The sequence below is a fragment of the Streptomyces griseoflavus genome (genome assembly GCF_014649995.1).
In the GTDB taxonomy this organism is placed as follows: Bacteria; Actinomycetota; Actinomycetes; order Streptomycetales; family Streptomycetaceae; genus Streptomyces; species Streptomyces griseoflavus.
In genome coordinates, this window is sequence record NZ_BMUC01000001.1 from 15,602 (window position 1) to 40,593 (window position 24,992).

Annotated in this window: 18 protein-coding genes and 1 other RNA gene; 13 read left to right on the forward strand and 6 right to left on the reverse strand. The window is 73.9% G+C overall.

All coding sequences use genetic code 11. The annotated features are described in order from the left end of the window. Positions 1–70 precede the first annotated feature (70 nt). Positions 71–1,420 carry a carbohydrate ABC transporter permease gene (locus IE172_RS00065; RefSeq protein ID WP_190094951.1) on the reverse strand — a complete coding sequence of 450 codons (1,350 nt, stop codon included), beginning with the start codon at positions 1,418–1,420 and terminating at the stop codon, positions 71–73. Positions 1,421–1,427: 7 nt separating this feature from the next. Continuing rightward, on the reverse strand, positions 1,428–2,849 hold the full coding sequence (locus tag IE172_RS00070) for an ABC transporter substrate-binding protein (protein ID WP_190094952.1): 1,422 nt from the start codon (positions 2,847–2,849) through the stop codon (positions 1,428–1,430). Positions 2,850–3,052: 203 nt separating this feature from the next. On the opposite strand from IE172_RS00070, the gene IE172_RS34255 reads away from it, so the two are divergent. Beyond that, on the forward strand, positions 3,053–3,679 hold the full coding sequence (locus tag IE172_RS34255) for a hypothetical protein (protein ID WP_229885722.1): 627 nt from the start codon (positions 3,053–3,055) through the stop codon (positions 3,677–3,679). 15 nt (positions 3,680–3,694) lie between these two features. Here the strand turns inward: IE172_RS34255 and IE172_RS00080 are convergent, their stop codons facing one another. Further along, positions 3,695–7,444 carry an FHA domain-containing protein gene (locus tag IE172_RS00080; protein WP_190095959.1) on the reverse strand — a complete coding sequence of 1,250 codons (3,750 nt, stop codon included), beginning with the start codon at positions 7,442–7,444 and terminating at the stop codon, positions 3,695–3,697. 488 nt (positions 7,445–7,932) lie between these two features. Between IE172_RS00080 and IE172_RS00085 the strand changes: the two genes are divergently transcribed. From IE172_RS00085 to IE172_RS00100, 4 genes are all read left to right on the forward strand, one after another. After that, complete coding sequence (locus IE172_RS00085; RefSeq protein ID WP_190094953.1) at positions 7,933–9,606, forward strand: serine/threonine-protein kinase; 1,674 nt, start codon at positions 7,933–7,935, stop codon at positions 9,604–9,606. A gap of 109 nt (positions 9,607–9,715) precedes the next feature. Next, on the forward strand, positions 9,716–10,960 hold the full coding sequence (locus IE172_RS00090; protein WP_190094954.1) for a serine/threonine-protein kinase: 1,245 nt from the start codon (positions 9,716–9,718) through the stop codon (positions 10,958–10,960). A gap of 106 nt (positions 10,961–11,066) precedes the next feature. Beyond that, a complete protein-coding gene (gene prfB / locus IE172_RS00095) occupies positions 11,067–12,173 on the forward strand; it encodes a peptide chain release factor 2 (RefSeq protein WP_190094955.1) in 1,107 nt (368 codons plus the stop codon). A 307-nt stretch (positions 12,174–12,480) separates the two neighbouring features. Further along, complete coding sequence (locus tag IE172_RS00100; RefSeq protein ID WP_190094956.1) at positions 12,481–13,104, forward strand: hypothetical protein; 624 nt, start codon at positions 12,481–12,483, stop codon at positions 13,102–13,104. A gap of 99 nt (positions 13,105–13,203) precedes the next feature. On the opposite strand, the gene IE172_RS00105 is transcribed toward IE172_RS00100, so the two are convergent. Next, positions 13,204–13,395: a hypothetical protein gene (locus tag IE172_RS00105; RefSeq protein WP_190094957.1), complete on the reverse strand. Its 192-nt coding sequence runs from the start codon at positions 13,393–13,395 to the stop codon at positions 13,204–13,206. Positions 13,396–13,722: 327 nt separating this feature from the next. Here IE172_RS00105 and ftsE point away from each other — a divergent pair, with 327 nt between their 5' ends. The 5 genes from ftsE (at position 13,723) to ssrA (ending at position 17,641) form a co-directional block, all read left to right on the forward strand. Next, positions 13,723–14,412 carry a cell division ATP-binding protein FtsE gene (ftsE, locus tag IE172_RS00110; RefSeq protein WP_189561402.1) on the forward strand — a complete coding sequence of 230 codons (690 nt, stop codon included), beginning with the start codon at positions 13,723–13,725 and terminating at the stop codon, positions 14,410–14,412. A gap of 29 nt (positions 14,413–14,441) precedes the next feature. Then, positions 14,442–15,359: a permease-like cell division protein FtsX gene (ftsX, locus tag IE172_RS00115; protein WP_190094958.1), complete on the forward strand. Its 918-nt coding sequence runs from the start codon at positions 14,442–14,444 to the stop codon at positions 15,357–15,359. A gap of 67 nt (positions 15,360–15,426) precedes the next feature. Continuing rightward, positions 15,427–16,611, forward strand: a complete 1,185-nt coding sequence (locus tag IE172_RS00120; protein ID WP_190094959.1) for a S41 family peptidase — start codon at positions 15,427–15,429, stop codon at positions 16,609–16,611. A gap of 45 nt (positions 16,612–16,656) precedes the next feature. Beyond that, positions 16,657–17,136 carry an SsrA-binding protein SmpB gene (gene smpB / locus IE172_RS00125; RefSeq protein WP_190094960.1) on the forward strand — a complete coding sequence of 160 codons (480 nt, stop codon included), beginning with the start codon at positions 16,657–16,659 and terminating at the stop codon, positions 17,134–17,136. A gap of 102 nt (positions 17,137–17,238) precedes the next feature. Then, positions 17,239–17,641: a transfer-messenger RNA gene (ssrA, locus tag IE172_RS00130) on the forward strand. A gap of 73 nt (positions 17,642–17,714) precedes the next feature. Here ssrA and IE172_RS00135 read toward each other — a convergent pair. Together IE172_RS00135 and IE172_RS00140 are read right to left on the reverse strand one after the other, a co-directional pair. After that, entirely contained in the window at positions 17,715–18,725 is a 1,011-nt protein-coding gene (locus IE172_RS00135; protein WP_190094961.1) for a LacI family DNA-binding transcriptional regulator, read from the reverse strand. Between the two features lie 97 nt (positions 18,726–18,822). Further along, positions 18,823–20,139, reverse strand: a complete 1,317-nt coding sequence (locus IE172_RS00140; protein ID WP_190094962.1) for an MFS transporter — start codon at positions 20,137–20,139, stop codon at positions 18,823–18,825. An 83-nt stretch (positions 20,140–20,222) separates the two neighbouring features. On the opposite strand from IE172_RS00140, the gene IE172_RS00145 reads away from it, so the two are divergent. From IE172_RS00145 to IE172_RS00155, 3 genes are all read left to right on the forward strand, one after another. Further along, positions 20,223–21,191 (forward strand): LysR family transcriptional regulator, encoded by a 969-nt coding sequence (locus tag IE172_RS00145; protein WP_190094963.1) that lies wholly within the window; start codon positions 20,223–20,225, stop codon positions 21,189–21,191. 179 nt (positions 21,192–21,370) lie between these two features. Then, entirely contained in the window at positions 21,371–22,777 is a 1,407-nt protein-coding gene (locus tag IE172_RS00150; protein ID WP_190094964.1) for a hypothetical protein, read from the forward strand. After that, complete coding sequence (locus IE172_RS00155) at positions 22,777–24,924, forward strand: bifunctional polysaccharide deacetylase/glycosyltransferase family 2 protein (protein ID WP_190094965.1); 2,148 nt, start codon at positions 22,777–22,779, stop codon at positions 24,922–24,924. The genes IE172_RS00150 and IE172_RS00155 overlap by 1 nt, the downstream gene beginning before the upstream one ends. Positions 24,925–24,992: the final 68 nt, after the last annotated feature.

Sequence of the window (24,992 nt, forward strand, 5' to 3'; positions counted from 1 at the left end):
CGCCGCACGTCACCGCGTCCACCCGGGGGGCGACCCCCGGACCCCCAGCAGGGCCTCGGCCGACGTCGCTTCATCGCCTGACCTCCCGCCGCAGCCGCCTCACGTTGAACCACATCACCGGGATCACCAGGAGCAGCAGGAACACCGCGATGGCGCTGGCGATGCCCGGCTGGTCCGCCGAGAAGCCCTGGCGGTAGAGCTCCAGCGCCAGGACGTTGGCGTCGTCCTGGGAGGAGCCCGGGGCGATGATGAAGACCAGGTCGAACACCTTCAGCACGTTGATCATCAGGGTGACGGTGACCACCGCGAGGACCGGCGCCAGCAGGGGCACCGTGACCCGTCTGAACACCTGCCACTCGTTGGCGCCGTCCACCCGCGCGGCCTCCAGCAGCTCCCGGGGCATGCCCGCGAGCCCGGCCGCGATCAGCACCATCGCGAAGCCCGCCCACATCCAGATGTACGAGCCGATGATCGCGGGGGTGACCAGCGACGGGCCGAGCCAGTCCAGGCCGTTGTACGGTGCGTCGAAGTTGCCGGCCGGGAGCCGGAGTCGTGCCCCGTCGGCCTTCGACGACAGGGAGAACGTGCCGTCGTCGCCCGCCGTGGCCGTCTCCACCACCTTGCCGTCCTTGACGGCTTCGATCCGCATCCCCGGATAGCCGAGCTCGGCGGCGTCGACCTGGTTCAGCGTGCCGACGCCCTTGCCGCGGGTGAAGTCCTGCCAGGTGGTGCCGGTGATCCGGTCGCCGTCCGGCGTCGCCGCCGCCGCGGGTTTCGCGTCGTCCGGCATCAGGTCCGGGGCGACCCCGACCAGCGGCAGCGAGACGGTGTCACCGGCGCTCACCGTGCCCTTGGTGACGAACGCGCCCCCGCCGGCCGGCTCCAGCGGCGACTCACGGCCCGGGTGCGCCTTCGGGAACGCCGAGGACTGGGCGAAGGTGTCGTGCACCCCCACCCACACCGCGTTGGCGACGCCCTTGTCCGGGTCCTGGTCGTACACCAGGCGGAAGATGATCCCGGCGGCCAGCATGGAGATCGCCATCGGCATGAAGACGACCAGCTTGAACGCCGTTCCCCAGCGGACGCGTTCGGTCAGGACCGCGAAGACGAGACCGAGCGCGGTGGCGATCGTCGGCGCGAACACCACCCAGACGACGTTGTTCTTCAGGGCGGTGCGGATGCCGTCGTCGGTGAACAGCGCCCGGTAGTTGTCGAGTCCGGCGAAGCCGTCGCCGGACTGGTCGTAGAAGCTGCGGATGACGGAGTACCCGATCGGGTAGACCACGAGCGCACCGAGCAGCACCAGCGCGGGCAGCAGGAACAGCGCCGCGACCGCTCTGCGGGTGCCGGTGACGCTCTTGCGCGACCTGGGAGCCGCGGGGGCCGCCTTGACGGCCCCCGCGGCCTTGTCCGACGCCATCGCCGGATCAGTTCCCGTACGCCGCGGCCGCGTCGGCCTCCAGCTTCGCCTGGGTGCCCGCGACGTCCTCCGGGTTCTTCAGGAAGTCCTGCAGCGCCTTCCACTCGCCCTTGCCGGGCGTGCCGCCGAAGGCCTGCGGGGCCTGGTCGGACATGTCGAAGCGGAAGTCGTCACCGGCGTCGAGCAGCGCCTTGGCCATCTTCCGCTGGACCTCGTTGGGGTACGCCGAGTTGGGCACGTTCTTGTTGGGCGAGAGGTAGCCGCCGAGCTTCGCCTGGACGCTCGCCGCGTCCGGGGAGGCGAGGAAGGTCGCCAGCGCCTGCGCCGCCTCGGAGTCCTTCAGGATCACAGCCGCGTCGCCGCCGGACACCACGGGCGGGTCGTCACCGACCGCCGGGAACGGGAACACCTTCGCGTCCGTGCCCACCTCGGCCTCGGTCTCGCCGATGTTCACCTGCACGAAGTCGCCCTCGTAGACCATGCCGGCCTTGGGCTGGTCGCCGCCGGTGAAGGTCTGGGTCACGGACGCCGGGAACTCCGTCTGGAGGGCGCCGGACGCGCCGCCCGCGACGTAGTCCCGCTTGCCCCAGATCCCGGCGAGCGTGGTGAGCGCCTCCTTGACCGAGGGGTCCGTCCACTTGATCTCGTGCCGGGCGAGCTGGTCGTACTTCTCCGGTCCGGCCTGGGAGAGGTAGACGTTCTCGAACCAGTCGGTCAGCGTCCAGCCGTCGGCGCCGCCGACCGAGAAGGGGGTGACCCCGGAGTCGTACACCGTCTGCGCGGTGGTGAGCAGTTCCTCCCACGTCTGGGGCTCGGCCGCGCCGGCGTTCTCGAAGACCTGGGCGTTGTACCAGATCAGCGACTTGTTGGCGGCCTTGTAGTAGACGCCGTACTGCTTGCCGTCGACCTTGCCGATGTCCTGCCAGCCCTGCGTGTAGTTCTCGGCGAGCTCCTTGGACGCCTCGGTGCCGAGCGGCTTGGCCCAGCCCTTCTCCACCGCCTGCTTGATGGCGCCCGGCTGCGGCAGCAGGGCCACGTCCGGCGGGGCACCGCCCGCGATCTTGGATCCGAGGAAGTTGATGATCGGGTCCTGGGCGGGCACGAAGGTCACCTCGGCGCCGGTGCGCTTCTCGAACTCCGCGAGGACCTTCTTGAAGTTCTTCTGCTCGGTGCCGGTCCACACGGCGGCGACCTCCAGGGTCTCGCCGTCCAGCTTCGGCAGGGTGACGGTGGTGCCGGTGTCGCCTCCGGTCCTGCCGCCCTTGTCGTCGTCACCGCCGTCGTCGTCGCCTCCGCAGGCGGTGAGCGAGACCGCCAGCACCCCCGCGGCGAGCGCGGCGGCGGCTCTCACGGCCCCGCGGGAGCGGGGGGTCGTCAGGGGGGTGTCGGGCGACCTGCGTATGCGGATGGTCCTGCTCGTCCTGCGCATCACTACCCCGTTCTTCGTACTCCGTCGTACTTCGCCGAACGTTCGAGCGCTGTCCCGTGCGCTCTGGTCTACGCCCGGCGCATGGGGGTGGCAAGAGCGCGTCCCGTGTCAAGTCCGCGATCGTGACCGCGTCGTGACCGGGCGTCACGCGGGTGAGTACCCCGACTCATGACGCGCGCACGTCGAGCGGGAATGCTGGGGACATGCTCATCGGACGATCAGTCACCGCGGCCGCCCTCCTGGCGCTCACCACGGCGGCGTGCGGGACGCAGCCGGGCGGCGAGCGGACGGCACCGTCGCAGAGTCCTCCACCGTCGGCCGGCGCCCAGCCGTCCTCCGGCCCGTCCGCCGAGGCGTGGCCGGCGTGCGCGCAGCCGGCCGAGGCGCCCACCGTGCCGCCGTCCGCCACCGCCTCCGCGTCCCCGCCCGCCGGCCCGGACGGCCGGCCGGAGCAGCACGGGGACGGCGCGCCCCACTACGCCGAGAACCACGCCTACCGGATGCAGGCGTCGCTGACCCCGGAGAAGCGGGCCTGGGGAGCGGCGTCGGCGAAGCTCGTCCGCGCGGAGCTGGAGAAGGTGCGGGAGGCGGGCGGGGCCGGTGCGTACGGCGCCTTCCCCGAGGAGCGGGTCGTCGCGGCCCTCGCCCGGCTCGGCTGCGGCGAGGAGCACGGGGTCCACATCAGCGACGGCTTCTACAGCCTCCACACCGGGACGGTCTGTGTGTCCGGCCGGGTGACGCGGGACGAGCTGACCACCGAGGTGCACGGCGCGTACGCCGAACCGCAGCCCGGGACCGGACCGTGCGTGGAGAACCGGGGAGGCCACTGACCGGCCTCCCCGGGGTCACAGGAGGGAGGGGACCTCCGCGGCCGAGACCTGACGGGCCGCCCGCTCCAGGGCGCTGGCCAGCAGCGCCAGGTCGGTCGGGCCGTTGCCCAGCTCGCGGACCGGGCGGCGGGCCGGGGGGTCGCCCATGCGGTGCCACTCCAGGGGGACGACCGTCGGCCGCAGGGTCGCCGTCCGCGGGATGCGGCCGGTCACCCGGCCGCCCTGGAACGCCGTCTCCGGTCCGTCCGGGCCGGCCAGCCGGCCGCGGCCCGGTGCCGGGTCGTCGGGACCGCCGCCCGGCACGGGTGCCTCCAGCGCGACGCGCAGCGTCGCCTGCCGCGCGGGCTCGGTCTGCGCCGTCCGGGCACACGGGCCGGTGGCCGTCACCAGGTGCACGCCCAGCCGTTCCCCGTCCCGCGCCACCGCCTCCAGGGCCCGCATCACCGACCCGGCGGCGGGCCGCCCCGGTGAGCCGAGCGCGGGGGAGACCAGCGCGTCCAGGTCGTCCACGACCACCACCAGCCGGGGCAGCGCGGGCGGGGCCTGTGTCCTGCGCCGGTCCGCCGCCGGCCGCAGCCGCAGCGTCGACGAGGGCGGGCCGTCCAGGTCGCCGTTCTGCTCGCCGCCTCCCGCGCGGGAGGCGGCCGTCCGCTGGGCGACCATACGGTCCGACAACTCGCGGCCGGTGTGCCACTCCGCGAAGTCCGAGCGGCCCAGCAGCTCCCCGCGCCGCTTCAGCTCGGCGCTCAGGGACTGCGCGAACTCCCGCATCCGCACCGGGTCGTTGGCACACAGATGCGTCGTGACGTGCGGGACGTCCGTACACACCCGCAGGCCGTCGCCGTGCCCGGGGCCCGGCGCGGGGCCGCCCCTGCCCTCGACCAGCACGATGCCCAGCCGGTCGGGGCGCTCGGCGGCGGCCAGCGAGGCGACGACCGCCCGCAGCAGTTCCGTACGGCCGCTGCCGGGCGGGCCTTCGATCAGCAGGTGCGGTCCGTCGGCGGCGAGGTCGGCGACGACCGGGCCGCGCGGCCCGGCGCCCAGGACGGCGGTGACCCGGCCGCCGAGGGCCCGGGTGTCGTCGGCCGCGTCCGCCCAGCGGGCCATCAGCGAGGCCGGGGTGGCCCGGGCCAGGCCCAGCTCGTCGAGGAGCCGCGCCGACCGGGGCAGCGGAGCGGACACGCGCGCGTGCCGTTCGGCCGGGGCGCCGTCGGTGCGCAGCGGCGCCAGCGCCCGCGCGAACCGCTCGGCCCAGGCGGGGGAGACCGCGTCGACGGTGGCGAGGGTGCCGTGGCCGACGGGCCCCGGAGGCGTGCCGGAGCCGCTCCCGGCCACCCGCAGCAGTCTGAGCGCGGTCGCCACGTCACCGCTGAGCAGGGCGACCGCCCCGCACGCGCGGAACGGCGGCGTCACCGCGCAGGCTGCCTCGTACGTCTCCGTCACCGGCGACGCGGGGGAGGCGGCGGCCGTCTCGGCGAGGCACACGACGTGGATCGCGGCCCGTGGGCCCTCCAGGGCCAGCCGCGCCACCGCCTCGCGGGCGTCCGCGCCGCCGGGGTCACCGTCCACGACGAGCACGGTGTGGGGGCCGTCGCCCGGTGGTGCGGGCGCGGCCCGGTGGTCCCGGTCGGCCAGGCGGCGCAGCAGTTCGTCCGTGCGGGCCGTGGCCTGCTCGTGGTCGTGCGCCAGCAGCAGGCGGCAGTCCTGGCCGTGGCCCGGGCGCAGGTGGGGCAGCCAGCCCAGCCAGGACCACTCCGCGGTGCGCTCCGCCAGGGGGCGGGAGGGGTCCGCGGCGATCAGGACGATCTCCAGGCAGTCGGGGGAGTGCAGCGCGGCGAGCTGGGCCAGGACCGCGCGGGCCAGTCCGGCGAGACGGTCGCGCGGGCCGGCCAGTCCGAGCGCGCCCACCTCGCGCAGGTCCGACGTCACCGGCACGGCGGGCAGCAGGCCCGAGCCGTTCGGCGCGGCCCGGTCCGTGGTGCCGAGCCGCACCGTGAGCGTCTCGGGATGGCCCGGCCCGCGCTCCCACAGCCGGGGGCCGGGGCCGAGCGCGGTCAGCAGCAGGGTGGCGGGGTCCGGCCAGGTCTCGGGCTGGGCGGGGGCGGCGAGGGGCGGCTGCGGCGCGGGCCCGTCCGGCGACGGGGCGAACCCGCCCGGCGCGTCCGCCGTGGCCTCCCGCTCCTGCCGGCCTCCGGTCAGGCGGCGGGCCCAGGCCCCGATGCCGCCCCGCTTGCGCCCGCCGGGAGGCTGGGGGAGGTCGGTGCCGCGCAGGGGGGTGCCCTTGCGGGAGCCCTGGGCGTCGGTTCCGTGGAGGGTGTCGGGGCCGGAGCCGTCGTCGTACCGTCCGTCCCGCACCCGGCCGGTGGTGCTGCCGGTGGGGCCCTGGGGGGCGCGGGGGGAGCCGGGGTGCCCGCCGGGCGTGGTGCCGGCCGCGTGGTGGGGGCCGGCGTGGGGATCGACGCCGTGGCGCCCGTCCCGCACGGCGTCGGCCGGGTGGTCGGCAGTTTGGGAGGAGTCGTATGCGGGGGGCGTCGCGCCCGGTGCGCGGTGGTCCTCGCGTGGCCGGTCGGCCGTGCGGGGGGAGTCGTGGTGTGCCGCGGGGGGTGCTCCGGGTACGGGGGAGGCGCCGTCGCGCCCGCCGGGTGCTTCGCCGGAGGCCCGGAGTCCGGGGCCGGCGGGGTGAGAGGGGGAGGAGGGGGTGGTGCCGGAGCCGTCGGCGAGGGACCCGTGCCCCGCGTGGGTCCCGCCCGCGGCCGGACCCGGCTGCGAGACGCGCCGCCCCTTGGGCACCCGGGGCACATCGCCCCGCGCGGCCACCCGCAGCGTGCGCCCCCCGGGGCCGTCTCCGCGCCGGCCGGCCCCCGGTGTCCCGCCCTGCCCCGGCACCAGTGGCCCGGAACCCCGCGCGGCTCGCTCCCCGTCCGGCTCCCACCCGTCGGCGGCCCGGCTGCCGTCCCCCGCGGCCGGGCTCGCCGAGCCGTAGGCGTGGTGGGTCGGCCCCCGGGGCGGATCGGCCGGTGCCACGCGCGCGTCCGGGCCGCCGGACGTCCCGGGCCGCGCGGCGGACGCGTCCCCGGCCCCTTCACCCGCCCGCGGCCCCGGCACCCGGACGTGTCCCTCCCCGTCCGGTGTCGTCGCCGCCCGCGCGTCCGGTCCCGCCGCCGGTGTCAGGCGCAGCGCCGACTCGCCGATGCGCAGCAGGGCGCCCGGGGTCAGCCGGACCGGGCGGGGGCCCACGCGCCGCCCGTCCAGGGTCGTGCCGTTGGTGGAGCCGAGGTCGGCGACCGAGACGCGGCCGTCGGCGGCGACCGTCACCGCGCAGTGCAGCCGGGAGACGTCCGGGTCGTCGAGCGGTACGTCGGCGTCGGCGGAGCGGCCTATGCGGATCTCGCCGCCGTGCAGCAGGTGCACCCCGCCCGCGTCGGGTCCGGCGACGACGTGCAGCCGGGTCGGGGCCTCGTCCAGCTCGGGGTGCGGCTCGGGCTCGCCCGGGGCGCCCACCGCCAGCACCGCCCCGTCGATCAGCGGCGGCTCGCCCAGCGTGCAGCGCTGGGCGTCGAGCCGCAGGTCACCGGCGTACAGCACCGGCGCGCCCGTGGAGCCGGACGTGCCGTCGCCGCCGGAGACCGCCGAGGCCAGTGCGGAGGCCACCGCGGCCAGGGCCGTGCCCGCGGGCGCCGTGACCAGCACGTCGCAGCTCACGGCCCGCTCCCGCGCGGGGGAGGAGGGGCCCTGCGGGTCTACGACGGTCAGCCGGATCTGCATCGCCGTCAGCGGTCCCTTCTGCGCGGGCGCCCGCGACACGGGGGACGAAGCCGCCCCGCGGTCCCCCACCGCGGACTTCCCCCACCGCCACACGCGCACGTACGGCCAGTACTGCACGCATCCTCGCACCTGACACCGACAACGCGCCCGCCGCCCGACAGCGAATGATCTTGATTGGTCGGCTCTGCCCGCAAAAATGCCTGACCAGTGACCGGCCGATGATCGTCGCCGGGTCACTTGAGATCGGTCACGTCCGCGGTGCGGCAACCAACGGACCGGGTGGAGCGTCTTTCCCGCCGACCGTCGAACACCGGCGGAACCCGGTACGTAAGACCCATGCGGAGGGGCGACGGCCCGGCGACAGGAGAGGCGGCGGCGAAGACGACCGGCCGGTATCCCGTGCGGCGGCACTACAGTGGGTCGGAACATTCCGCAGCAGGGTGGACCACGGTGTACGCCAGCCAAGCAAGCAGCAGGGAGCGCATGACGTGCGGCCGGTAGGGAGCAAGTACCTGCTCGAGGAGCCGCTCGGTCGCGGCGCCACGGGCACCGTCTGGCGCGCCCGCCAGCGGGAGACCGCGGGCGCCGAGGCGGCCGTGCCGGGGCAGCCCGGCGAGACCGTCGCGATCAAGGTCCTCAAGGAGGAGCTCGCGAGCGACGCCGACGTCGTGATGCGGTTCCTGCGCGAGCGCTCGGTCCTGCTGCGGCTCACCCACCCCAACATCGTCCGGGTCCGCGACCTGGTGGTCGAGGGTGATCTGCTGGCCCTGGTCATGGACCTGGTCGAGGGCCCCGACCTGCACCGCCACCTCCGGGAGAACGGGCCGTTCACCCCGGTCGCCGCGGCGCTGCTGACCGCGCAGATCGCCGACGCGCTCGGCGCCAGCCACGCCGACGGCGTGGTGCACCGGGACCTGAAACCGGCCAACGTCCTGCTGAAGCAGACCGGCGGCGAGATGCACCCGATGCTGACCGACTTCGGCATCGCCCGCCTCGCCGACTCCCCGGGCCTGACCCGCACCCACGAGTTCGTCGGTACGCCCGCGTACATCGCGCCCGAGTCGGCCGAGGGCCGCCCGCAGACCTCCGCCGTCGACATCTACGGCGCCGGCATCCTGCTGTACGAGCTGGTCACCGGCCGCCCGCCGTTCTCCGGCGGCTCCGCCCTGGAGGTGCTGCACCAGCACCTGAGCGCCGAACCCCGCCGTCCCTCCACGGTCCCCGATCCGCTGTGGACGGTCATCGAGCGCTGTCTGCGCAAGAACCCCGACGAGCGGCCCGGCGCGGAGAACCTCGCGCGCGGCCTGCGCGTCGTGGCCGACGGCATCGGCGTGCACGCGAACTCCGCGCAGATCGGCGCCGCGGAGAACGTCGGCGCGCTGCTCGCCCCCGACCCGGCGCCCGCGCAGGTGCCGGACGCCCCCGGTGCCGCGGACCCCACGCAGATGCTGCCGCACGGCGCGGGCGGCTACGACCCCAACGGCGCCACCAGCGTCCTGCCGCAGACCGGCGGACCGGCCGGCGCCGCCGACCCCACGGCCGTCCTGCCGCCGGTGCCCCCCGGGCAGCCGGGGCAGTCCGGCGGTCCGGGCCCCGAGGACCCGCACCCCTGGCAGAACCAGCTCCGCGCGGCCCGCGACCGCAACGAGCAGACCCAGGTCCAGTACCTCGACCCCCACCAGGACCCGCTGCGCCGCCGCCCCCAGCGGCAGGTCGCCCGGCCGCAGCAGCAGCCCCCGCAGCAGCCGCCGCAGCGTCAGCCGCAGCCCGGCCCGGGATACGGCTACCCGCAGCAGCACCAGCCCCAGCCGCAGCGGTACGCGCCCCCGCCGGAGCCCCAGCGGCGGCAGCAGCCCCAGCCGCAGCGGTACGCGCCGCCGCCGGAGCCGCAGCGTCCCGCGCGGGAGCCCCGGGCACCCCGGCAGCGCAGCGCCAACCCGATGCGCATCCCCGGTCTCGGCTGCCTCAAGGGGTGCCTCTTCACGGTCGTCATCCTGTTCGTCGCGGGCTGGCTGATCTGGGAACTGAGCCCGCTCCAGGACTGGATCGGCACCGGCAAGGGCTACTGGGAACAGCTCAGCGACTGGTTCGGCTCGGTGACGGGCTGGATCGAGGACCTGGGCGGCCCCGACGAGCCCTCGGCACCCTCCGGGACGAACTGAGCGTGTCTGTTGATGTGTCGACATCCGGGGGTCGATTTCCGTATCCCCGGTGAAGCCCGGCTGCCCGGACGCGTAGCTTTGGCGACAACACGCGTCGGTAGGAGCAGTCTTGGCACGGAGAATCGGCAGCCGGTACACCGCCCATCAGATCCTCGGGCGGGGCAGCGCCGGCACGGTGTGGCTGGGCGAGGGCCCCGACGGGCCCGTCGCCATCAAGCTGCTGCGTGAGGATCTCTCCTCGGACCAGGAACTCGTCGGCCGTTTCGTGCAGGAGCGGACGGCGCTGCTGGGCCTGGAACACCCGCACGTCGTCTCCGTGCGCGACCTGGTCGTCGACGGCAACGATCTCGCGCTGGTCATGGACCTGGTCCGGGGCACGGACCTGCGCACCCGCCTCGACCGGGAGCGCCGGCTGGCCCCGGAGGCCGCGGTGGCGATCGTCGCCGACGTCGCGGACGGGCTGGCGGCGGCGCACGCGGCCGGGGTCGTCCACCGGGACGTGAAGCCGGAGAACGTGCTGCTGGACATGCAGGGTCCGCTCGGACCCGGCGGCTCGCACCGCGCCCTGCTCACCGACTTCGGCGTGGCGAAACTCATCGACACCCCGCGCCGCACCCGGGCCACGAAGATCATCGGCACGCCGGACTACCTGGCTCCGGAGATCGTCGAGGGCCTCCCGCCGCGCGCCTCGGTCGACATCTACGCCCTCGCCACGGTCCTGTACGAGCTGCTCGCCGGCTTCACCCCGTTCGGCGGCGGCCACCCGGGCGCCGTGCTGCGCCGCCACGTCACCGAGACGGTCGTCCCGCTGCCCGGCATCCCGGACGAGCTGTGGCAGCTCCTGGTGCAGTGCCTGGCGAAGGCCCCGGCGTCCCGGCTGCGCGCCTCCGAGCTGGGCGCGCGGCTGCGGGAGCTGCTGCCGCTGCTGGCGGGGATGCCCCCGCTGGACGTGGACGAGCCGGACACCGGGCCGGAGGAGGACGCGGGCGAGGCCGTCCCGGCGTCGGGCCCCTCCCGGTCCGCCGGCGAGCCCGTGCGGCGCCGGGGCGCGGTCCCGCTGGTGCCGGGTGCGAAGCCGTCCGACTCCAACCGTGACACGCACACCTCCATGAGGGTGCCCGCCCCCGACGAGCTGGCCGGCGGTGCCCGCGGCACGGCCCGCGCGCCCCGCGCGTCCGGCGCCCCCCGCCCCGGGTCGGCGCGCAACCGCGCGGTCACCCGCAGGCGCCGTCTGACCGTGGCCGTCGCGGCGGTGCTCCTGGCGGCGGCCGGCGCCGCCACCTGGCTCGCCGCTTCCGACGACACCGCCGCCCCACCCGAGGACACCCACACCTCCACCCCGGCCGTCCCCTGACACTGCCCCTCGGGGGCGCGGGGAACCGCGCGCCCACGGCCGCCCGGCAGGGGCTGGAGCGGCCGCCCGGCATGGCCCACCGCGGGAAACCGTTACGCTGGAGGGCGTGGCAGTCGTCGATGTATCCGAAGAGCTCAAGTCCCTCTCCTCGACCATGGAGTCGATCGAGGCCGTTCTGGACCTCGACAAACTGAGGGCAGACATCGCCGTGCTCGAGGAGCAGGCGGCCGCGCCGTCCCTCTGGGACAACCCGGACGAGGCGCAGAAGATCACCAGCAAGCTCTCCCACCTCCAGGCCGAGGTGCGGAAGGCCGAGACGCTGCGCGGCCGGATCGACGATCTCGCCGTGCTCTTCGAGATGGCCGAGGAGGAGGACGACCCGGACACCCGCGCGGAGGCCGAGTCGGAGCTCGAGCTCGTCAAGAAGGCGCTGGACGAGATGGAGGTCCGGACGCTGCTCAGCGGCGAGTACGACTCCCGCGAGGCGCTGGTCAACATCCGTGCGGAGGCGGGTGGCGTCGACGCCGCCGACTTCGCCGAGAAGCTCCAGCGCATGTACCTGCGCTGGGCCGAGCAGCACGGCTACAAGACCGAGCTGATCGAGACGTCGTACGCGGAGGAGGCCGGCATCAAGTCGACCACCTTCTCCGTCCAGGCGCCGTACGCCTACGGCACCCTCTCCGTCGAGCAGGGCACGCACCGCCTGGTGCGCATCTCGCCGTTCGACAACCAGGGCCGCCGCCAGACCTCCTTCGCGGGCGTCGAGATCCTGCCCGTGGTCGAGCAGACCGACCACATCGAGATCGACGAGTCCGAGCTGCGGGTGGACGTCTACCGCTCCTCCGGCCCCGGCGGCCAGGGCGTGAACACGACCGACTCCGCGGTGCGCCTCACCCACATCCCCACCGGCATCGTGGTCTCGTGCCAGAACGAGCGCTCGCAGATCCAGAACAAGGCCACGGCGATGAACGTCCTCCAGGCCAAGCTGCTGGAGCGCCGCCGTCAGGAGGAGCAGGCCAAGATGGACGCCCTCAAGGGCGACGGCGGCAACTCCTGGGGCAACCAGATGCGTTCGTACGTGCTGCACCCGTACCAGATGGTCAAGGACCTGCGCACGGAGCACGAAGTCGGCAACCCCGAGGCCGTGTTCAACGGTGAGATCGACGGCTTCCTGGAGGCCGGGATTCGCTGGCGCAAGCAGCAGGAGAAGTAACTCCCCGAGCGCACCGACGATTTGTCGACAAGGCAACTGCCGCCCACTGGGCGGCAGTTGCCTTTCCGTGTCGGGGATGCGCGGGTTTCACGTCACAGTTGCGGATTCTTCGTCCCGCAAAGCGCGCGTAGCCGGACATCGCGCACGCAACGGCCTTGACGTTCTTTTGGAAAGTGGGAAGGGTGAAGCGTGGCATGCGTATCTCCGGGGCGCATGTGAACCGGGGGGCTTTCACCACAGCAACCCCCGTCGATCACGGCCCCGTACGCCGCCTCACTGACGATGAGCTACTGGGGGTAGCAACCAGATGACCAAGAAGACGCGGATCCGTGTCGCTCGGATCGCGGCCGGCGCCGTGATCGCGGCCGGCGCCTCGCTGACGGCGGCCGGCGCCGCTTCGGCGCTCGAGTTCGGTGTGAGCGCCGAAGCGGGCGAAGGCGGCCTGAACGTCGGCGTCAACGCGGAGCTCGGGGACGAGGACCCGGAGAACCCGGAGAACCCGGAGATCCCGACGGAGCCGGAGGAGCCGACCGAGCCCGAGGAGCCGACCGAGCCCGAGGTTCCGACGGAGCCTGAGGAGCCCACCGAGCCCGAGGAGCCCACCGAGCCGGAGCAGCCCACCGAGCCCGAGGAGCCCGTCGAGGAGCCCACCGAGAAGCCGACCACCCCGGGTGGCGGCGGTGGTGACGACTCCGGCCCCTCCCCGGACGGCGGCGGCACCTCGCCGCAGGACGAGGGCTCCTCGGCCCTCACCGAGACCGGCGACGAGGCCCCGGCCACCTCGGTCCAGGGCAACGGCAAGGAGCTCGCCGAGACCGGTGCCGCCGAGATGACCTTCCTGGTCATCGGCGCCGCCACGATGATCGCCGGCGGTATCGGCTTCCGGGTGCTCCCGCGCCTGATGACCGGCCGCGGCGGTGCCGCCGCCTGACGGTGGCGGCACGCGTACGCACCGTACGCATGACGTAGGGCGAAGGGCCCGGAGCGCGACCGCGCTCCGGGCCCTTCGTCACATCCCTGCTCCCGGGTGTCAGGCGGTGTGCTGGGCGAGCAGCGCCACCGCCGCGATCAGCACCGCCAGCAGGGCGATCAGCGCCACCGGGTTCAGCCCGCCGAAGAAGTTGTCCTGCTGCAGCCGCTCGCGGTTCGCGCGGCACACCGGGCACCGGCCCTCGCTCACGGGCGCGGCGCAGTTCGCGCACACCAGCCGGTCGTACGTCATGCGCTCGCCCTCCTCGCACCTGTTCCAGTCACACAACGCCCACGGCCGCGTGAACGTTCCCCCCTTCCACTGTGCCAGGTTCCCGCGGAAGCCGCGCCGGGTCGCCGAGACAGGGGTGGCTCGGCCGGAATCGCGGCCGCGGCGCCGTGGGGGCCGGTCGCGCCCACGGGGCGGAGCCGCACATGTCACAGCCCCGCGCCCCCGGGGAGTTCTCGTCACCCGGCACAAAGGGCGCATCTCTTCCGCAACCCCCTCCGGTGACTGCGCTCGGCTCTCCGGGTCGCGTAAGGTCACGCTCATCTACCCCCGGCTACCCGTGGTGCATCCGTGATCCGATTCGACAACGTGTCCAAGGCCTACCCCAAGCAGAACCGCCCCGCACTCAGGGACGTCACCCTGGAAGTGGAGAAGGGCGAGTTCGTCTTCCTCGTGGGGTCCTCCGGCTCCGGAAAGTCCACCTTCCTGCGGCTGATCCTCCGCGAGGAGCGGGCCAGCCAGGGGCAGGTGCACGTCCTGGGCAAGGACCTCGCCCGTGTCTCCAACTGGAAGGTGCCGCAGATCCGGCGCCAGCTGGGGACCGTGTTCCAGGACTTCCGCCTGCTGCCGAACAAGACGGTCGCCGAGAACGTCGCCTTCGCGCAGGAGGTCATCGGCAAGTCGCGCGGCGAGATCCGCAAGTCCGTGCCGCAGGTGCTCGACCTCGTCGGGCTCGGCGGCAAGGAGGACCGCATGCCGGGCGAGCTCTCCGGCGGTGAGCAGCAGCGCGTCGCCATCGCCCGGGCCTTCGTCAACCGGCCCAAGCTGCTCATCTGCGACGAGCCCACCGGCAACCTCGACCCGCAGACCTCCGTCGGCATCATGAAGCTGCTCGACCGGATCAACCGGACGGGCACCACCGTGGTGATGGCGACGCACGACCAGAACATCGTGGACCAGATGCGCAAGCGCGTCATCGAGCTGGAGAAGGGCCGTCTCGTCCGCGACCAGGCACGCGGCGTCTACGGCTACCAGCACTGACGCTCCACGGAAAGGCTTGATCAGACGCCATGCGCGCCCAGTTCGTCCTGTCGGAGATCGGCGTAGGTCTCCGCCGCAACCTGACGATGACCTTCGCCGTCGTCGTCTCCGTCGCCCTGTCGCTCGCCCTGTTCGGCGGGTCGCTCCTGATGAGCGACCAGGTCAACACCATGAAGGGCTACTGGTACGACAAGGTCAACGTCTCCATCTTCCTGTGCAACAAGAGTGACGCCACGTCCGACCCCAACTGCGCCAAGGGCGCGGTGACCGACGACCAGAAGGGCCAGATCAAGGCCGACCTGGAGAAGATGTCGGTCGTCGACACGGTGTCCTACGAGTCGCAGGACGAGGCGTACAAGCACTACAAGGAGCAGTTCGGCGACTCGCCGCTGGCCAGCTCCCTCACGCCCGACCAGATGCAGGAGTCGTACCGCATCAAGCTGAAGGACCCGGAGAAGTACCAGGTCATCGCGACCGCCTTCGACGGGCGTGACGGCGTGCAGTCGGTGCAGGACCAGAAGGGCATCCTCGACAACCTGTTCGGGCTGCTGAACGGCATGAACTGGGCGGCCCGCGCGGTGATGGCCCTCATGCTGGTCGTCGCCCTGATGCTGATCGTGAACACCGTGCGCGTCTCCGCGTTCAGCCGCCGCCGGGAGACCGGCATCATGCGGCTGGTCGGCGCGTCCGGCTTCTACATCCAGGCGCCGTTCATCATGGAGGCCGCGGTCGCCGGACTCATCGGCGGCACCCTCGCCTGCGGATTCCTGCTGGTGGCGCGGTACTTCATCATCGACCACGGACTCGCCCTGTCCGAGAAGCTGAACCTGATCAACTTCATCGGCTGGGACGCCGTACTGACGAAACTCCCGCTGATCCTCGCGACGAGCCTGCTGATGCCGGCGTTGGCCGCGTTCTTCGCGCTGCGCAAGTATCTGAAGGTGTGACTCTTGCCAAGAGGGGCGCACGGTCAACGGCCCGTGCGCCCCTTCGCGTTGTCCTAGACTCACCGGCATGTCAGGTCGTGCCCTGTTCTGTCAGCCCCGCCGCATCGGCCGCGGGGTCGCCCTGACCTTGGTGTTCGCGAGCGTGCTGGTCGCCGGTGCGGCCACCGGCAGCCTGCCCGGCACCGACCGCGACACCGCGGCGGACAGTGCGCCGCAGGCCGCTCCCGTGGGCCACCACGCCGACGTCGCCCGGGCGGCCGAGCAGGCCGCCGCCGACGGCACGTCCCCCATGGAGGCCGCCGAGCGGGCCGTCAGCCGCAGCGGGGACCGCTGGGCCGCCGTCTACTCCCCGGGCGAGTACGAGGAGTTCGAGGACGCCCTGGACGGCCGCTACACCGGCGTCGGCCTGTGGGCCCGCGAGCGGGACGGCCGCATCGAGGTGACGAAGGTGGGCCGCGACACGCCCGCCGCCGAAGCGGGCATCCGTGCCGGGGACCGGCTGCGCAGTGTCGACGGGGAGCGGGTCGACGGCCGGCCCGTCACCGAGGTCGTCTCCTTGCTGCGCGGCGGCACCACGGGCGGCGACGGCGCCGGCACCACCGTCCGCCTCGGTCTGGAGCGCGGCACGCGCGCGTGGAGCGAGACCGTGCGGCGGGTTCGGCTCTCCCGCGACACCGTCACCGTCCGCGCCCTGGACGCCGACGTCACCGTCGTCGAGGTCGCCGCCTTCACCAGGGGCACCGGCGACGAGGTCCGCACCGCCGTGCGGCGGGCACCGGCCGACTCCGGGATCGTCCTCGACCTGCGGGGCAACTCCGGCGGACTGGTCGCCGAGGCGGTCACCGCGGCCTCCGCCTTCCTCGACGGCGGCCTGGTCGCCACCTACGACGTCGACGGCGAGCAGCGCGCCCTGCACGCCGAGCCGGGCGGCGACACCACCAGACCCCTGGTCGCGCTCGTCGACGGCGGCACGATGAGCGCGGCCGAGCTGCTCACCGGCGCCCTCCAGGACCGCGGGCGGGCGGTCGTCGTGGGCTCCCGCACCTTCGGCAAGGGCTCGGTCCAGATGCCGACCGAGCTGCCCGACGGCTCCGTCGCCGAGCTGACCGTCGGCCACTACCGCACCCCCTCCGGCCGGGGCGTCGACGGGCACGGCCTCACCCCCGACGTCGAGGCCGACGGGGACGCGCTCCGGCGGGCCGGGACGGTCCTCGGCGGACTCGGCGCGCAGGGCCCGTCCGGCGGCAGTTAATCGGCTTCCCGCCGACCCCCTCCGTAGTGCGAAAATGGCGGCACTATGGCTAAGGAAAAAGGGCGCAAGCTGATCGCGCAGAACAAGAAGGCGCGGCACGACTACCTCATCATCGACACCTACGAGGCGGGCCTGGTCCTCACCGGCACCGAGGTGAAGTCCCTGCGTCAGGGGCGGGCGTCCCTCGTGGACGGCTTCGTCCAGCTCAGTGACGACGAGGCGTGGCTGCACAACGTGCACGTGCCGGAGTACAGCCAGGGCACCTGGACCAACCACAGCGCGCGGCGCAAGCGCAAGCTGCTGCTGCACCGCGCGGAGATCGACAAGCTGGCGTCCAAGTCCCAGGAGACGGGGCACACCATCGTGCCGCTCGCCCTGTACTTCAAGGACGGCCGGGCGAAGGTGGAGATCGCGCTGGCCAAGGGCAAGAAGGAGTACGACAAGCGGCAGACGCTGCGGGAGAAGCAGGACCGGCGCGAGACCGACCGGGCGATCTCGGCGGCCCGCAGGAAGCAGCGGGCGTAGCCCCGCGCCGAGTGCCGGGGAATACGCTGGCACCGACCCGCGTTGGTCACGTACGATGGCGACAGCACTCCACAGCGGGTGCGCACCTTGAGAAAAAAACATGGGGATGATCGGTTTCGACAGCGGCTGTCGAAGCAGGGGAAGCGTGTCGAGGAAGCGGCCATGATCTCGTAAACCACAGGCCGAAAAAAACAATCGCCAATTCCAAGCGATCTGTCTCCCAGGGCGAGCTCGCCCTCGCTGCCTGATTTCAGGTAGCGAGCAGCGGCTCCCCTACTAAAGGGAGTGTCAGCCCGGGGATGTTCCCGACCCGGATCCTGGCATCAGCTAGGGGACTAAACCTTGATCCCGGTCACGGGGTGAAGAGGGAAACCTAACAGTGACTGAGCCCGTCGGAGACTTGTCGACGTGATCTCCGGGGCCGAGAAAAGCACAGTCGACTGCACACGGAGAAGCCCTGGTTCCGCACCGTTGGACGCGGGTTCGATTCCCGCCATCTCCACTCATCCCATGTGGGCACAGGCCCCGTCGCTCCGAGCGGCGGGGCCTGTGTCATGCGCGTCCGTCCGGCGCGGCGGTCACCGGCCTCCCCCGCGTGGTGCCGTGCTCGCCCGCTCCGTCAGGCGCGGCGGCAGCAGGGTGGCCCCCGGTACGGGAGCGCCGGACAGCCTCCGCATCAGCAGACGCACCGCGCGGGCGCCCAGCTCGGCCGACGGGACGTCGACCGAGGTGAGCGGCACCCGGGCCGACGCGGCCACCGGGGCCGGGCAGACGGCGGTGAGGGACAGATCGCCGGGGACGCGCAGCCCCAGCTGCTCGAAGGCGTCGACCAGCGGATCGAGGAGCGGCTCGTTGTGCACCACCACGGCGGTCAGCGCGGGCAGTTCGCGCAGCAGCCGTTCGGCGATCGCGCGGGCGTCGCCCCGGCCCGTCCCGCACGGGTGCACGGCGGAGACGAGCCCGCCCCGGTCCGCGGCCGCCGTGAACCCCTCCACGAGCCGCCGCGCGAACGCGGTCCGCCGCACGTACACCTCCGGCGGCGAACCGACCAGCGCCACCACCCGGTGCCCGAGCCGCGCCAGATGGTCCACGCACAGCTCACCGGCCGCCCGGAAGTCCAGATCGACGCAGGTCAGCCCGTCCGGTTCGGCGGGTACGCCGACCAGTACGGACGGCAGTGAGTGCGCGCGCAGCAACGGCAGCCGGGGGTCGTGGAGCTGTACGTCCGTCACGATCACCGCGTCCGCGAGACCCGCCTCGGCGACGCGCCCGATGCCCTCCTCGCCGTCGCCGTGGGTGAGCAGCAGCACGTCGTGGTCGTGGGCCCGGGCCGCGGCGGCCACCGACACCGCGAAGCGCGTCGTCACCGGCAGGTGGATGCCGGAGCGCATCGGGACGGCCAGGGCCAGCACCCGCGAGCGCCGTCCGGCCTGGGTGCGGCCGGCGTCCGCGCGGTAGCCCAGTTCGCGCACGGCCGCCTGGACCCGGCGCCGCGTCGCGTCGGAGATCGGACGCTTGCCGCTGAGCGCGTACGAGACCGTGCTGGGGGAGACCCCGGCGCGCCGGGCCACATCCGTGATCTTCACCATCGGGAGTCCTCGTCTGCACCGTCCGGGGGAGCGGGAGCGGTCGGCGCCGTGGTCGAAGCGCTTCGACGGGTGAAGGTAGGTGCGGGGCCTGTGGCCGTCAATGGGGTGAGCGTGAATCGGTGGAGCGATTCGACGGACCGAACGGGAGGAGGGTGCACAGGGCGAGGAGGAGGGCGGTCGCGGACGCCGCCACGGGCACCCCGAAACCGGCCGCCGCCGAGACGTGCTCCACGGTCCAGCCGCCCGCCGCGCTGCCGGCCGCGATCCCGCCGAGCAGACCGGTCACCGCGAGCGTCATGCCCTCGTTCAGCCGGCCCTCGGGGGTGGACGACTGCACCAGGGTCATCGTGGTGACCATCGTCGGGGCGGTCGCCATCCCGGCGACCAGGAGCGCCCCCGCCAGCACCCACAGCGAGCCGGTGAGGCCGGCCGCGAGCAGCGGCAGGGTCATCAGCGCGGCCATCGCGGCCAGACACCACGGCAGCAGGGACCGCGGGGACCCGGCCGGGCGCACCGCCCCGTACAGCAGTCCCGCCGCGCAGGAGCCGCCCGCCTGGAGCGCGAGCACGACGCCGGCCGCCGCGCGGTGCCCCTGCGCGTCCGCGAACGCGATGGTCACCACCTCCATGGAGCCGAACACCGCACCCGTCGCCAGGCACACACCCAGCAGCGGGCGCATCCCGGGCGCCCGGAACGGCGCCCGCCCGGTGGAGCGGCGTACGGCCGGCGGCTCGGTCGACCGCTGGGCGGTGAACAGGGCGACGCCCGTCAGCAGCAGCACGGCGCCCACCAGGGTGCCGGCTTCCGGGAAGAACGCCGTGCACAGGAAGGCCGCGAGGACGGGGCCGAGCATGAAGCACAGTTCGTCCGCGGCCTGTTCGAAGGAGTTGGCGGTGTGCAGCGCCTCGCGGTCCCCCTTCAGCAGGTGCGCCCAGCGGGCCCGGGACATGCCCCCGGTGTTGGGCGTGGTGGCGGTGGCGGCGTAGGAGGCGAACAGGGCCCAGTCGGGGGCGCCGTGACGGACGCAGAGCAGCAGGGCGAGCGAGCCGAGCACGGCGACCACCGCGGCGGGCAGGGCGACGCGGGCCTGCCCGTGGCGGTCGACCAGGCGCGCGGTCCACGGCGCGACCACCGCCGTCGCCGCCAGTCCCGTCGCGGTGACGGCGCCGGCCAGCGCGTACGAACCCCGCGTCCCGGCGATCATGATGACCGCGCTCACGCCGAACATGCCCATCGGCAGCCGGGCGATCAGGTTCCCCGCCGTGAAGGCGCGGGCACCGGGCAGGGCGAAGAGGCGGCCGTACGGGCCCCGCGGGCGGGGCGTGCCACGGGTGCGCGGGCCGAAGTCGACGGCGACCAGGGTGTCGGCGGTGACCGTGAGCAGGGGAGTGTCCCGGGAGGTGGGCTGAGGCATGACACCACCGTCGCCGCCGGCCGCACCGCCGGTCCAACACCTTCTCGGTGCCGATTCACGCGGCCGTGTTGTAAGTTCGCGTGATGTCCGCCCCCGCCCACCTCGACCCGCGCCTGCTCCGCGCCTTCGTGACCGTCGCCGACGAACTGCACTTCACCCGTGCCGCCGCGCGCCTCTACGTCGCCCAGCAGGCGCTCAGCCGGGACGTACGGCGGCTGGAACGGGAGCTGGGCAGCGAGCTGTTCGTGCGGACCACGCGCCGGGTGACGCTCACCGCCGACGGCGAACGGCTGCTGCCGTACGCCCGTGCGGCGCTCCAGGCGCAGGACGACCTGCTCGCCGCGGCCGGGCAGGCGCGCCCCCTGCTGGTCGACCTCAACTCCCCGGGCCTGCGGACGCCGCGCCGCGTGCTGCACCGGGCCCGTGAACTCGCCCCGGCGCACGAGCTGATGGCCCGCTACGAGAGCGGGCTCACCTGGGCCGCGGGGGAGCTGCTGGCGGGACGCCTCGACGCCTCGTTCGGGCGGTTCGCCGGACTCGCGCCCGCGCTGCGCTCCGGACTCGACCAGCAGCCGGTGCGGTACGAGCCGATGGCGGTCGTGCTGCCCGAGGACCACCCGCTGGCCCCCCTGCCCGAGGTGCCGCTGGCCGCGCTGTCCGGCGAGACGGTCTACGCCGGGGCCGGGAACCCCCGCACGCCGGAGTGGACCGACTTCGCCCGGCAGCTCTTCCACGGGCGGGACATCGCCCTGGCGCCGCCCGCGCCGCTGGCGGTCGGGGAGGAGGAGTTCCAGCGCGTGATGGCCAGAACGCGTCACCCGATCCTCGCCGTCGTGGACTTCCCGGCGATGCCGGCGACCGTGCTGCGGCCCCTCGTGCAGCCGGTTCCGCTGTCACCCGTGTCCCTGGTGTGGCGGAAAGGGCTGATCCATCCCGCTCTGTCGGCACTTCGGCGTGCCGCGGCCGTCGTCGGCGCGGAGGAGGGCTGGCTGCGGATGCCGGAGGAGGGATGGATTCCGGCCAGCGACTCTGTCGTCATGGCGTCCGCGTGATGTCTCGCCTTTGACACGAAGGGCCGCGTGGCAAACACAGAACCTCCTCGTGCGCTACATTCAATGCCCGAGCACAGTGTGATAAACGGGGCGCTCGGAGCGGGTGGGGGCCCGGTCCGACGGCGAGTGCTCAGGTCGTACGCGCACCCGGAACTGTCCCTGGGGGGAAGTGCGTGCGCGTGGAGAAGTGGCGAGAAGACGCCCAACCCGGAGAGCTCGAGGACGCAACGGCGGCCGAGGAACTCCGGGTCACTGACGAAGACGGGGGCTCCCCGGAGCCCGGGGCGATCGAGGACCGCTGGGCGCGCCTCGGGGCCTTCCCCGCCGTGACCGGCCGGCCCCCGTACGAGTCCGACCGGAACGCGGACCGCACGGTGTCCCTTCGGGGCGGCCGGGAAGGGGCGGCGCGCCACGGCGACCGCGCGGACACCGACGGTCCTCCCGACCCGCGCCGCGAGCCCGCGGACGCGGCACCGGACCGTGCCGGCGCGCCGCGTGCCGCCGGCGCCGACGCCCCGCGCGACCGGGACCGCCGCTTCCGCCTCGGCGAGCGGCCCACGACCGCCCCGCGCGAGCGGCGGCCCGAACCGCGTGACGGCCGCGCGGACGCCGGGGCACCCGCCGCGTTCCGCGAGGAGCGGCCCGCCGCCCCCCGCACCGGTGACCGGACGGCCGTACTCCGCGGGGGCGAGGACCCGGAGCGGACCACGATGCTGCGCAGTCCCGCCGCCGCGAAGAGCGGCTGGCCGGTGCCGTCCGCGCCGGCCGCCACCGGTGCCTCCGTGCGGGACCCGTGGCAGGAGGAACCCGCCGGTGAGCCCGTCGCGGTCACCCACGATCCGCACGAGGTGACCGTCCAGCTCGACGCCGTGCAGTTCGGCGCCGACGGCGTCCTGCGCACCGCCACCGCCAAGCCGGGCGGAAGCCAGGAGAGCGCCGACGGGCCCGTGTTCGTCGACGAGTCCGGCCGCCGCAGCCGCAGGTACCGCCGTATCGGCCTGGCCGTCGGTCTCGCCTGCGCCGGCTACGCCGCCGTCATCGTCGCCACCCTGGTGTCCGGCAACTCCGACGCCCCCTGGCTGCCCGTCCCCGGACAGCAGCAGGAGCGGCCCGCGGGGAAGGTCGAGACGTCCCCGCGGCCCGACGGGACGGACACGGCGCCCGGCTCCGGCACCGGCCTCCTCCCCGGGGACTCCCCGAGCGACGGCGCCACCGGCCTCCCCGAACCCGGCGCGAGCGTTCCCGCGCCCGGCGCGACCGCGGGCCGGGACGAGCCCGGCGCGAGTGCCGACCCGGAACCGACCGCGACCCGCAGGAGCCGGCAGCCGGGCAGCGCAACCGGCACCACCCCCGCGCCGCAGGCCTCCGAGCAGCCGGCGACCACCCCGCCGCCGGCCTCGCCCCCGCCGGCCGACGACCCCGCCCCCGTGACCAGCGCCCCGGCGGGTGACGGCGGAGCCGCCCCCGCCGCGGACCCCGTCGCCGCGCCCGCCGCCGACCGGCCGGTCGCCGCCGAGAACGCCGGCGCCGAGCCGGCACCCACCGCCACGTCCGCCGCAGCACCGTCCCCGGAGTACGTCCTCTGATGGCATCCCGAACCCGCCGTCGCCGCGTTCCCCTGCGGCTGCTGCTCCCGGTGCTGTTCCTCGTCGCCCTGATGGCGATGCTGATGCTGCGCGGCTACGTGCACAGCGAGATCCTCGCCGACCACCGCGTCCAGTCGCCCGTCGCCGCCGACCGGGTGCCGGAGAAGGTCCTGGAGGGCGGCCCGGTCATCGACACCAGGGGCGGCCGCGCGGAGACCCTGCGCGTGCCGGACCGCCACGTCGTCCTCACCTTCGACGACGGCCCCGACCCGGTCTGGACGCCCCAGGTCCTCGACGTGCTGAAGAAGCACGACGCGCACGCCGTCTTCTTCGTCACCGGGACGATGGCCTCCCGCTACCCCGACCTCGTCCGCCGCATCGTCGACGAGGGCCACGAGATCGGCCTGCACACCTTCAACCACCCCGACCTCTCCCTGCAGTCGAAGGACCGCATCGACTGGGAGCTGTCCCAGAACCAGCTCGCCATCACGGGCGCCGCGGGCATCCGCACCTCCCTGTTCCGGCCGCCGTACTCCTCCCAGGCCGGCGCCATGGACAACGCCTCCTGGCCGGTCGCCCAGTACATCGGCGACCGCGGCTACATCACCGTCGTCAACACCCACGACAGCGAGGACTGGCGCAAGCCCGGCGTCGACGAGATCATCCGGCGCTCCACGCCCGAGGACGGCGAGGGCGGAATCGTCCTGATGCACGACTCCGGCGGCGAACGCCACCAGACCGTCCGTGCCCTCGACCGGATGCTGCCCGAACTGAAGGACAAGGGCTACGCGTTCGACAACCTCACCGAGGCCCTCGCCGCGCCCAGCGCGCACTCCCCGGTGACCGGCGTCGAGCTGTGGAAGGGCAAGGCCTGGGTCTTCCTCGTCCAGATCTCCGACAACATCACGGCCGTCCTGGTCGCCGGCCTCGCGGTCATCGGGTTCCTGGTCATCGCCCGCTTCGGGCTGATGCTCGTCCTGTCCGCCGTCCACGCCCGCAAGGTGCGCCGCAAGGGCTTCGCCTGGGGGCCGCCGGTCACCGAACCGGTGACGGTGCTGGTGCCGGCGTACAACGAGGCCAAGTGCATCGAGGACACGGTGCGTTCCCTGGTGGCGAGCGACCACCCCATCGAGATCATCGTCATCGACGACGGCTCCAGCGACGGCACCGCGCGGATCGTGGAGTCCCTGGGCCTGCCGGGCGTCCGGGTGGTGCGCCAGCTCAACGCGGGCAAGCCCGCCGCCCTCAACCGGGGTGTGGCCAACGCCCGTTACGACATCATCGTGATGATGGACGGCGACACGGTCTTCGAGCCGACCACCGTCCGCGAACTGGTGCAGCCCTTCGGCGACCCGCGCGTCGGCGCCGTCGCGGGCAACGCCAAGGTCGGCAACAAGGACAAGCTGATCGGCGCCTGGCAGCACATCGAGTACGTGATGGGCTTCAACCTCGACCGCCGCATGTACGACGTCCTGCGGTGCATGCCCACCATCCCCGGAGCCGTCGGCGCCTTCCGCCGGGCCGCGCTGGAGCGGGTCGGCGGCATGAGCGACGACACGCTCGCCGAGGACACCGACATCACCATGGCCATCCACCGCGACGGCTGGAAGGTCGTCTACGCGGAGAACGCCCGCGCGTGGACCGAGGCCCCCGAGTCGGTGCAGCAGCTGTGGTCCCAGCGCTACCGCTGGTCCTACGGCACCATGCAGGCGATCTGGAAGCACCGCCGCGCGGTGATCGAGCGCGGCCCCTCGGGCCGCTTCGGCCGGGTCGGACTGCCGCTGGTCTCGCTGTTCATGGTGCTCGCCCCGCTGCTGGCCCCGCTCATCGACGTGTTCCTGATCTACGGCCTGATCTTCGGCCCGACCGGCCCGACGATCCTCGCCTGGTTCGCGGTCCTCGCCCTCCAGGCCGCCTGCGCGGCCTACTCCTTCTTCCTCGACAAGGAGAAACTCACCCCGCTCCTGTCGCTGCCGCTGCAGCAGATCCTCTACCGGCAGCTGATGTACGTCGTGCTGCTCCAGTCCTGGATCACCGCGCTCACCGGCGGCCGGCTGCGCTGGCAGAAGCTGCGGCGCAAGGGCGGCGTCGCCGCCCCGCCGGGAGTCTCCGCCCAGCAGCCCCTGGACGGCAGCCCGGTCGCCTAGGCCGGGCCCTCTGGCCACCCTCCGCCTGGCCGGCGGCCCCGCCGCCGGCCACGCACCAGGAAGACGCA